Source organism: Bradyrhizobium sp. P5_C11_2 (assembly GCF_054049755.1).
On record NZ_JBFULT010000288.1, the window covers coordinates 1 to 9,383 of the forward strand.

General features: G+C 65.7%; 10 protein-coding genes. 5 read left to right on the top strand and 5 right to left on the bottom strand.

The window, feature by feature from the left end:
• Positions 1 to 77: 77 nt before the first annotated feature.
• The gene (gene rpmE / locus ACXJL8_RS24255; RefSeq protein WP_247988093.1) at positions 78 to 305 is read right to left on the bottom strand and encodes a 50S ribosomal protein L31; all 228 of its coding nucleotides are present in this window, start codon (positions 303 to 305) and stop codon (positions 78 to 80) included.
• Between the two features lie 201 nt (positions 306 to 506).
• On the opposite strand from rpmE, the gene ACXJL8_RS24260 reads away from it, so the two are divergent.
• Entirely contained in the window at positions 507 to 2,351 is a 1,845-nt protein-coding gene (locus ACXJL8_RS24260; RefSeq protein WP_456620717.1) for an ABC transporter ATP-binding protein/permease, read from the top strand.
• A 198-nt stretch (positions 2,352 to 2,549) separates the two neighbouring features.
• Here ACXJL8_RS24260 and ACXJL8_RS24265 read toward each other — a convergent pair whose 3' ends face one another.
• The 3 genes from ACXJL8_RS24265 to ACXJL8_RS24275 all read right to left on the bottom strand — a co-directional run bounded on the left by ACXJL8_RS24265 (position 2,550) and on the right by ACXJL8_RS24275 (position 5,198).
• Entirely contained in the window at positions 2,550 to 2,996 is a 447-nt protein-coding gene (locus ACXJL8_RS24265) for a GNAT family N-acetyltransferase (protein ID WP_456620716.1), read from the bottom strand.
• Between the two features lie 118 nt (positions 2,997 to 3,114).
• On the bottom strand, positions 3,115 to 4,143 hold the full coding sequence (locus tag ACXJL8_RS24270) for a peptidoglycan -binding protein (RefSeq protein ID WP_456620715.1): 1,029 nt from the start codon (positions 4,141 to 4,143) through the stop codon (positions 3,115 to 3,117).
• Positions 4,144 to 4,166: 23 nt separating this feature from the next.
• Positions 4,167 to 5,198 carry a flagellar motor protein MotA gene (locus ACXJL8_RS24275; RefSeq protein ID WP_456620714.1) on the bottom strand — a complete coding sequence of 344 codons (1,032 nt, stop codon included), beginning with the start codon at positions 5,196 to 5,198 and terminating at the stop codon, positions 4,167 to 4,169.
• Here ACXJL8_RS24275 and ACXJL8_RS24280 point away from each other — a divergent pair.
• Together ACXJL8_RS24280 and ACXJL8_RS24285 are read left to right on the top strand one after the other, a co-directional pair.
• Positions 5,197 to 5,325: a hypothetical protein gene (locus ACXJL8_RS24280; RefSeq protein ID WP_456620713.1), complete on the top strand. Its 129-nt coding sequence runs from the start codon at positions 5,197 to 5,199 to the stop codon at positions 5,323 to 5,325. The genes ACXJL8_RS24275 and ACXJL8_RS24280 overlap by 2 nt on opposite strands.
• Positions 5,326 to 5,531: 206 nt before the next feature.
• Complete coding sequence (locus ACXJL8_RS24285) at positions 5,532 to 6,560, top strand: SAM-dependent methyltransferase (RefSeq protein ID WP_456620712.1); 1,029 nt, start codon at positions 5,532 to 5,534, stop codon at positions 6,558 to 6,560.
• Between the two features lie 43 nt (positions 6,561 to 6,603).
• Here the strand turns inward: ACXJL8_RS24285 and ACXJL8_RS24290 are convergent, their stop codons facing one another.
• A complete protein-coding gene (locus tag ACXJL8_RS24290) occupies positions 6,604 to 7,254 on the bottom strand; it encodes an SRPBCC family protein (protein ID WP_456685716.1) in 651 nt (216 codons plus the stop codon).
• A gap of 102 nt (positions 7,255 to 7,356) precedes the next feature.
• On the opposite strand from ACXJL8_RS24290, the gene ACXJL8_RS24295 reads away from it, so the two are divergent.
• Together ACXJL8_RS24295 and ACXJL8_RS24300 are read left to right on the top strand one after the other, a co-directional pair.
• Positions 7,357 to 8,268, top strand: a complete 912-nt coding sequence (locus ACXJL8_RS24295; RefSeq protein WP_456620710.1) for a LysR family transcriptional regulator — start codon at positions 7,357 to 7,359, stop codon at positions 8,266 to 8,268.
• Positions 8,269 to 8,529: 261 nt separating this feature from the next.
• A partial coding sequence (locus tag ACXJL8_RS24300) for an efflux RND transporter periplasmic adaptor subunit (RefSeq protein ID WP_456685717.1) occupies positions 8,530 to 9,383 on the top strand: 854 nt, incomplete at its 3' end.

The window sequence follows — 9,383 nt, forward strand, 5'->3', positions numbered from 1 at the left end:
CCCCGGAATGACGGCTAAAAACAAAAACGCCCCTGGTCTCCCAGGGGCGTTTTTCGTTTCCAGCCTTGCGGGCCGGATCAATCCTTCTTGAGGAAGCCCGAGAACTTCTTCTGGAAGCGCGAGACGCGGCCGCCGCGATCCATCAGCTGCGCGTTGCCACCGGTCCAGGCCGGGTGCGATTTCGGGTCGATGTCGAGGTTCAGCGTGTCGCCTTCCTTGCCCCAGGTCGAGCGGGTCTGGTACTCGGTTCCGTCGGTCATCACGACCTTAATCATATGATAATTCGGATGAATTTCGGCTTTCATGGCAATTCCTAGGGCGACCGGCGTCGCTTGCTTGAGTGATGTCGATGACGGATTTGGCCGGGTCTATACCCCACGGGACCCGGTAAAACAAGCCATTGTGGGCAAAGGAGAACCGGGCCATCCCCTAAGGAGCATCCCGGATTTGCCACTCCCCCTGCACCGGCCTATGTGGAGCAGACCTCTCCCCTTGGGCCCGATCTTATGAGCGCTGTGGAACGGCTTGACGACCAGTACCGCGAGGAGGGCCAGAACGTGCCCGCCGCCCAGATCGAGGCCGAGCTGATCGAGGCGCCGGCGAAGGGCCGCGCCAAGCTGCGTCCGCTGCTGGCGCTCGCGCCCTATGTCGCCCGTTATCGCGGCCGCGCGGCGCTCGCCTTCGTCGCGCTGACCATCGCTGCGCTCACCACGCTGCTGGTGCCGATCGCGGTGCGGCGCATGATCGATTTCGGCCTGACGCCGGAAGGCATCGCGCTGATCAACAGCTACTTCTCGGTGATGATCGCGGTCGTCGCCGTGCTCGCGCTGGCCAGTGCCGCGCGCTACTACCTGGTGATGACGATCGGCGAGCGCATCGTCGCCGATCTCAGGCGCGACGTCTTCGGCCACCTGCTCTCGCTGTCGCCGGCCTTCTTCGATTCCGCGCGCAGCGGCGAACTGGTGTCGCGGCTCACCGCCGACACCACCCAGATCAAATCCGCGGTCGGCGCCTCCGTCTCGATCGCGCTGCGCAATCTGATGATGTTCTTCGGCGCCGCGGCGATGATGGTGATCACCAGTCCGCGCCTGTCCGGCTTCGTGCTGCTCGCCATTCCCCTGATCGTGCTGCCGCTGGTCGCATTCGGGCGCTGGGTGCGGCGGCTGTCGCGCAACGCGCAGGATACGCTCGCCGAAGCTTCCGCCTATGCCGGCGAGCTGGTCGGCGCGATCCGCACCGTGCAGGCCTATACCAGCGAAGGGCTGGCTGCGAAGCGCTTCGGCGGCGAGGTCGAGCAGGCCTATGAGGCGGCACGCACCTCGACCCAGGCGCGCGCGGTGCTCACCGCCATCATCATCTTCATCGTGTTCGCAAGCGTGGTCGCGATCCTCTGGATCGGTTCGCATGACGTGCTCACCGGCGCCATCACGCCGGGCCGGCTCGGCCAGTTCGTGCTCTATGCGGCCTTCGCCGCCGCGGGGCTCGGCCAGCTCAGCGAAGTCTGGGGCGAGGTCTCGGCCGCCTCGGGCGCCGCCGAGCGCCTGTTCGAGATCCTGCATGTGCAGCCGGAGATCGCAGCGCCCGCAGCGCCGCGCGCGCTGCCGGTGCCGGCGCGCGGCGAGGTCGGCTTCGATCGCGTCAGCTTCTCCTATCCGGGGCGGCCCGACGTCAACGTGCTCGACGCCGTCTCGTTTGCGGTGCGGCCCGGCGAGAAGGTCGCGATCGTCGGTCCCTCCGGCGCCGGCAAGAGCACGATCTTCCATCTCCTGCTGCGCTTCTACGATCCGCGGGGCGGCGCGATCTCGCTCGATGGCGTGCCGGTGCAGTCGGCCGACCCCCGCGACTTCCGTGCGCGCATCGCGCTGGTGCCGCAGGAGTCGACCGTGTTCGCCGCCAGCGCCCGCGAGAACATCCGCTTCGGCCGGCCCGATGCGACCGACGTCGAGGTCGAGCGCGCCGCCGAGCTCGCACACGCCGCCGAGTTCATCCGCCGCCTGCCCGAAGGTTTTGAGACCCCGCTCGGCGAACGCGGCGTGATGCTCTCCGGCGGCCAGCGCCAGCGCATCGCAATCGCGCGCGCGATCCTGCGCGACGCGCCGCTGCTGCTGCTCGACGAAGCAACCTCCGCGCTCGATGCCGAAAGCGAGACGCTGGTGCAGACTGCGCTGGAAGAACTGATGCGCCACCGCACCACGCTGGTGATCGCGCACCGCCTGGCGACCGTGCTCTCCTGCGACCGCATCCTGGTGATGGACCAGGGCAAGATCGTCGAGCAGGGCACGCATGCCGAGCTGGTGGCGGTGAACGGGCTTTACGCGCGGCTGGCGAGGTTGCAGTTCGAGGGGGCGTGAGGGGGCAGTCCGAGTTGTGGCCTCAACCTCCGCTGTCGTCCCGGCGAAGGCCGGGACCCATAACCACAGGGCACAGTTTGGCGAAGACTCGTAGTGAAGAGTCCTCCCGCGGTACGGCCACCTGCGCCTATCGATAGATCACGCGGCATGAGTCCCGGCCTTCGCCGGGACGACGTTGGAGAGAGATTGGCGCGCGCCTTACGGCCTCCATTCCATCTTCAGCACCGGCCGTCCCGAGGTCGGGTTCACCTCGTCGCCCGCATGGGCAAAGCCGTTGCGTTCGTAGAAGCGGATGGCGCGGGAATTGTCCTTGTTGACGAGCAGCGTCACGCCGGCCGGCGACAGGCGCTTGGCTTCATCGACCAGCAGCCTTGCGGCGTCCGAGCCCCAATGCGCGGGATCGACCACCAGCTGGTCGAGATAGCCGTCGCCGTCGATGGTGACGAAGCCGGTCAGCGCGCCATCCGCTTCCGCAACGACGATCGAGGCCTTCGGCACCAGATCCTTGCGCCAGCGCTCGCGCCACCAGTCCAGCCGCGCGGCGAAGTCGATCTGCGGATAGGCCTGCTGCCAGGTGCGATGCCAGAGATCGATCGCCGCCGCTTCGTCGGAGGCCGCGTAGGGGCGGAGGTGGAGGGCACCCATCAGCGCTCACTCGTCATGGCCGGGCTTGACCCGGCCATCCATCCACTTCGTAAAAGCTTTGCTTGATGGATTGCCGAGTCAAGCCCGGCAATGACGAGCTGTGGTGTATCCGACACCACTACCGCTCCGTCAGCTTCAGCTCGATGCGGCGGTTGCGCTTGTAGGCCTCCTCGGTGTTGGCGGTGTCGAGCGGCTGGAATTCGCCGAAGCCGGCGGCGACCAGGCGCTGGGCCGGGACGCCGAGGGAGATCAGGTACTGCACCACCGAGATCGAACGGGCGGCCGACAGGTCCCAGTTGGATTTGAAGTTCGCACCGCTGACCGGCCGCACGTCGGTATGGCCGTCGACGCGCAAGACCCAGGGAATTTCGCTGGGGATCTTCTTGTCGAGCTCGATCAGCGCGGTCGCCAGCGTGTCGAGCTCGGCGCGGCCCTCCGGCAGCAGGGTCGCCTGTCCGGTGTCGAAGAACACTTCGGACTGGAACACGAAGCGGTCGCCGACGATGCGGATGTCGGGGCGGTTGCCGAGAATGGCGCGCAGGCGGCCGAAGAATTCGGAGCGGTAGCGCGACAATTCCTGCACGCGCTGCGCCAGCGCAACGTTCAGGCGGGAGCCGAGATCGGCGATGCGGTTCTGCGATTCCTTGTCGCGCTTCTCGCTAGCATCGAGCGCCTCTTCCAGCGCCGCCAATTGCCGCCTCAGCGCGCTGATCTGCTGGTTCAGCACCTCGATCTGCGCCAGCGCCCGCGCCGAAACCGCCTTCTCCGAGTCCAGCGCCTTGCCGAGCTCGGTGGTCTTGCCCTGCGCGTCGTTGCCGGCGGCAGCCAGGCCGTCATAGAGGCCCTTGATGCGGTCGCGCTCGGTCTCGGCCGAGGCGAGGCCGGCCTTCAGCTGCGACACCTGGTCGTCGAGCGTGAGCTTGCCGAGCTTTTCCAGCGACAAGAGCTCGTTGAGCTGCGCGATCTTGGCGTTGAGCTGCTCCAGCGCCTTGTCCTTGCCGGTGACCTCCTGCGACAGGAAGAACTGCACGACCAGGAAGACCGAGAGCAGGAACACGATCGACAGCACCAGCGTCGACAGCGCGTCGACGAATCCGGGCCAGTAGTTGAAAGCGCCTTCGCTGCGGCGGCCGCGCGCTAGAGCCATTGTCGTCTTCCGGTGTTAGATGCTCAACTCTTCTCCGGCTGGCGCGCGATGCGTTCCAGCAGGCGACGGATCTCGCGGTTCTGCTCGCCCTGGCCGTCGGCCCATTCGCGGATCATCTGCTGCTCGGTCCGCATATGCGAGACCAGCGCCTGGATGGCTTCGGCGAGGCTCGCCATCGCCGCCGTGGTGCCGCGGCTGGCGCTGCCGCTGCCTTCCTCGAGCACGGAACGGAGCCGCTCGACCGCGGCCTGAAGCTCGCCGCTGGCAACGCCGCCGCCACCGCCCGCGGCGACGGCCACCTCGCCGCCGCTGCCATATTCGCGCACGGTGGTGGCGAGCCAGTCCTCGAGGTCGGTATAGAAGCGGTTCTGCGCCTGGCTCGATTGCAGGTCGAGGAAGCCGAGGATCAGCGAGCCGGCGAGGCCGAACAGCGAGCTGGAGAACGAGATGCCCATGCCGCCGAGCGGGGCGGCCAGCCCCTCCTTCAGCGTGTCGAACAGCGCGCCGGAATCGCCCCCGACCTTGAGCCCGTCGATCACCTTGCCGACCGAGCCGACCGTCTCGATCAGGCCCCAGAAGGTGCCGAGCAGGCCGAGAAAGACCAGCAGGCCGGTCATGTAGCGCGAGATGTCGCGGGCCTCGTCGAGGCGGGTCGCGATCGAATCGAGCAGGTGCCGCATGGTGGTCTGGCTGATGGTCATGCGGCCGGAGCGCTCGCCGCCGAGGATCGCCGCCATCGGCGCCAGCAGTTTGGGGTGCCGGGCCGGCGCCAGACCGGGATCGGCGATGCGGAAATTGTTGACCCAGGACACCTCGGGGTAGAGCCGGATGACCTGGCGGAAGGCCAGGATGATGCCGATGAACAGCACGCCGCCAATCAGGGCATTGAGGCCGGGATTGGCGAAGAAGGCCTGGATGATCTGCTTGTAGAGCACCACCCCCACCAACGCGCAGAGCACCAGGAAGACCAGCATCCGCACCAGGAAGACGCTGGGGGAGGACAGTTTTGTGTATTCGATGTCCATGGAGGAGCGGGGCGAGGTGCCTGACGGCATGTCCGGTATCATCCGTTACGAAAGCTTGCTTGCGTCGGCACTATGGCACAGCGCCAGCCCAAAAAAAGCGCCGGATGTGCGGATTTCGGCGCTGGGCTGGGAACCCAATCCTGAAACCGCGCTTTGATTACCAACCTATTCTGCAAAACTTCGGCATTCCGCAGGCTTAGCTCGGATTTTTTGCATGGCGACCCATTCTGGGGGACTGGCGGCAATCGCGCTCTCGCTCGCGGTCCTGATGGCGTGCGCCTGCTTCCGGGCGGGCAGTTACGCCCGAACCCGTCGGTTCTTTCTTCCGCCGCCCAAGCGAGACCTGACCAAGGGAGTGGCCGCATGAGCGTCGTGTCTACGATCATCGGGACTGCCGAACGGGTGCCGCTGCCGGATGTGGTGATCCGCGCCGCGATCCAGCGGCTGTGCTCGCGCACGGCGACCCGTCTCGCCGCGCTCAGTGCGGCCGATGACGCCGCCTTCGCCGGGCGGATGATGCTGCGGCCGATCGCCGAGGACGTCGATGCCGCCAGTGCCGGGCATGACGAGGTGCCTGCGTCCTTCTTCGCCCAGGTGCTCGGCCCCAACCGCAAATATTCGTCCTGCTTCTACAAGACCGATGCGACCACCTTGCAGGAGGCCGAGGAGGAGGCGCTGCGCCAGACCGTCGAGCATGCCGGTCTCGCCGACGGGCAGACCATCCTCGAGCTCGGCTGCGGCTGGGGCTCGCTGTCGCTGTGGATGGCGCGGCAGTTTCCGCATGCCAAGGTGACGGCGGTGTCGAACTCGCAAGGCCAGCGCGCCTATGTCGAGGAGCAAGCGCGGCTGCGCGGCCTGTTCAATTTGCGCGTCGTCACCGCCGACATGAACGTGTTCGCGCCCGACGGCCAGTTCGACCGCATCGTCTCGGTCGAGATGTTCGAGCACATGGTGAATTGGCGCAAGCTGATGACGCGCGTGCGCTCGTGGCTCGCGCCCGAAGGGCGCCTGTTCCTGCACATCTTCACCCATCGCTCCGGCTCCTACCTGTTCGACCGGACCAATCGCGAGGACTGGATCGCGCAGCACTTCTTCACCGGCGGGGTGATGCCGAGCCATCACCTCGTCAGGCAATATGCCGACATCTTCGTGATCGAGAAGGAATGGTGCTGGAGCGGCACGCATTATCAGCGCACCGCGACCGAGTGGCTCGCCAATTTCGATGCGCATCGCGATGCGATCGAGGCGTCCTTGCGCGACGTCTATGGCGAGGACACCGCGTTGTGGATGCGGCGCTGGCGCTGGTTCTTCCTCGCGACCGCCGGGCTGTTCGGCTACGCCGACGGAACCGAGTGGGGCGTCAGCCAGTACCGGATGAAGGCGGCGGGTTAGGGCGCGCACGCATGAATGCCGCGCACCGTCCCCCGGCGACCGGTCAGTTGCCCTCGGAGACCCATTTCAACGTCGCCAACCATAGATCATGGCCACGGTGCAGCAGGCTCTCATCGGTCTCCCGCAGGTGCGCGGCATCTTTGCCCACGCCAACTTCATCCGTCACGACCAGGCAGCTCGTGCCTTGAGGGGCCAGATACCAGGTATGATAGAAGCTCGGCTTCGTCCCCGGCGCGTAACCGTACCAGCCGAGGCGCGTATGCGGCACATATTCCTGCACCTTGCTCTCGATCGACAGGCCAAACGTACTCCAGCGCCACGCCGTGCCGTCGCCCAGAACGTTGGTGCCCTCGGGAAGTTCGACGCCTCTGGAGTTCGGATACCACTGCGGCCATTTCCTGGCGTCCACGATGTGACCCCAGATCTTCTCGCATGACGCATTGATGAGAAGCTCATTGTGCGAAAACAGATCGGCAGTCGCGGGATTGAAGCCCTCCGGCCAGTGAATCTCCTGCGAGCGCATCGCAAGGTCCTGCTTCATCGTCATGCTCGCTGCCTTTCCTGTGCCGCTGTGAAGGTCGTTCGTTTGCGCTCCGGCAGGAKCGGCGATCGAAAGCAGAGACGCCATGGACGCGCCCAGCAGCATCCAGCGCGCGCAAGATTCGATGTTCGGAAAGTAAAGCCGTTTCGTCATGTTCGCCTCCGCGTCTTCGATGGCGACACTGATGACAGATCGTGATTGCTGATCCAATTTCCGTTATGTCAGAATAGACATTCACACAAATCAGGAATTCCGATGCCCTTCGATGGACGGTTGCTATCGGGTGTTACTGTCCTCTCGGCTGTGATCGAGGCCGGCACCATTGCGCGCGCGGCCGATGCCCTGGGCCTCACCGCCTCGGCGGTAAGCCGCGCCATATCGCGGCTGGAAGCGCGCGTCGGGGTCAGGCTGCTTGAACGCACGACGCGCTCACTCTCATTGACGGACGAGGGGCGGCGCTTTTACGAACGCGTCGGACCGCACCTTGCCGGCATCGAAGAAGCGGCAATCGAGGCTTCGGGCTCTGCCGGCATCGTGCGTGGACGGCTGAGGGTGAACGTCGATCCGTTCTTCTCGCGCATCGTCTTGTCATCCCACATCAGGACGTTCCTGGTGCAGCATCCCGAGGTGTCGCTTGAGCTTCTGATGCGTGATGCGGTCGGAGATCTTGGGGCCGGCGGCTTCGATTTGGCGTTGAGATTCGGTGACCCGCCGAACGGTTCATTGGTCGCGCGCAAGCTCGTCGAAACCCGTGTCCTCACGGTTGCGGCGCCCGCCTACATCGCCGAGCACGGCCGGCCACGGCATCCGTCCGAGGTGCCGGACCACGATTGCATCGGCTTCTACGACGCCGCGAACCAGCGACCTTTCGATTGGGAGTTCCGCAAGGGACAAGAGGTGCTTCCTGTGAAGGTATCAGCCCGTGTTCTGGTCTCGGATGTCGGCGCCATGCTTTCGGCTTGCGAAGCCGGCGCAGGCATCGCCCAGATTCTTCAGCTGGGCAGCAGTCACCTCGTGGAAAGCGGCGCATTGATCAACCTGTTTCCCGAATGGTCCGGCGAGATGTTTCCGCTCTATGCGCTGTTTCCATCACGCCAGCATCAGCCGGCGAAAGTGCGGAGCTTCATCGATTTCTGCCTCGGCGTGATTGCAAGGGAGAATGCCTGAAAGAGTCCGGCGCAGTGAGCACACACCCTGATTGCGATGTTCTGTCGCAGCGCGCGGCGATGGAACCCGACTCACAATCCGGTGAATCCAGGAAAGCACCCTGAACTCAGTGCCATAGCTCGTGTGACATTGAGCCGCCCGCGCAATGCGTTGCGTCGCAGCAAGTCCATTCTATGTTGACGGCATCAGCCGTGCGAAATGGCCCAGAACGGGTCCGTGCGGAGCGTGATCAGTTTCAACAACATCGGGGCACCCCACTTCATGTCAGGACTTCGCGCGCGATCGGCATGCGTTGCTATGATGCTCGCGGCCTTTGCGCCGCTGCTCGGTGCTTGCGATGAATCCGTCTCGGCGGTCTCGGCTGCCCAGCCCGCCGATCCTGATGTCAGCATCGTCGTCGTCAAGCCGCAGCCGCGCGCCGTGGTGCGCGAACTGCCGGGCCGCATCGCGCCGACCCGCGTCTCCGACGTGCGGCCGCGGATCTCCGGCATCGTGGTCGAGCGCCTGTTCCGCCAGGGCAGCGAAGTGAAGGCGGGCGATGCGCTCTACCGCATCGATCCGCGTCCGTTCGAGGTCGAGGTGATGGCCAGCGAGGCGGCGGTCGCCAAGGCCGAAGCCGGGTTGATGCAGGCCAGGCAGCAGGCGCACCGCATCGCGACGCTCACCAGTCAGCGCGCCGCGCCCGAAGCCGAGAACGAGAAGGCGGTCGCGGCCGAGCGCCAGGCTCATGCCGAGGTCGAGGGACGCAAGGCCGACCTCGCGCGCGCCAAGCTCAACCTCGACTACGCCACCGTGCGCGCGCCGATCGACGGCGTCGTCGGTGCGGCGCTGGTCAGCGAAGGCGCGCTCGCGGTGCAGAACGAGACCAATCTCGCCACGATCCAGCAGCTCGATCCGATCTATGCCGACTTCACCCAGTCGGTGAACGAGCTCAACCAGCTCCGCCGCGCCTTCGAGAGCGGCGACCTCGAGCGCATCGCCGCCGATGCCGCCAAGGTGCGCCTCATGCTCGACGACAACACCCTCTATTCGCTCGACGGCAAGCTGCTGTTCTCCGATGCCAAGGTCGACGCCCACACCGGGCAGGTGACGCTGCGCGGCGAGTTCCCCAATCC

Coding starts and splice junctions, on each gene's coding strand:
- ACXJL8_RS24280 (WP_456620713.1), top strand. CDS start 5,197: ATGTCCGGTATCATCCGTTACGAAAGCTTGCTTGCGTCGGCACTATGG.
- ACXJL8_RS24285 (WP_456620712.1), top strand. CDS start 5,532: ATGAGCGTCGTGTCTACGATCATCGGGACTGCCGAACGGGTGCCGCTG.
- rpmE (WP_247988093.1), bottom strand. CDS start 305: ATGAAAGCCGAAATTCATCCGAATTATCATATGATTAAGGTCGTGATG.
- ACXJL8_RS24270 (WP_456620715.1), bottom strand. CDS start 4,143: ATGGCTCTAGCGCGCGGCCGCCGCAGCGAAGGCGCTTTCAACTACTGG.
- ACXJL8_RS24260 (WP_456620717.1), top strand. CDS start 507: ATGAGCGCTGTGGAACGGCTTGACGACCAGTACCGCGAGGAGGGCCAG.
- ACXJL8_RS24265 (WP_456620716.1), bottom strand. CDS start 2,996: ATGGGTGCCCTCCACCTCCGCCCCTACGCGGCCTCCGACGAAGCGGCG.
- ACXJL8_RS24275 (WP_456620714.1), bottom strand. CDS start 5,198: ATGCCGTCAGGCACCTCGCCCCGCTCCTCCATGGACATCGAATACACA.
- ACXJL8_RS24295 (WP_456620710.1), top strand. CDS start 7,357: ATGCCCTTCGATGGACGGTTGCTATCGGGTGTTACTGTCCTCTCGGCT.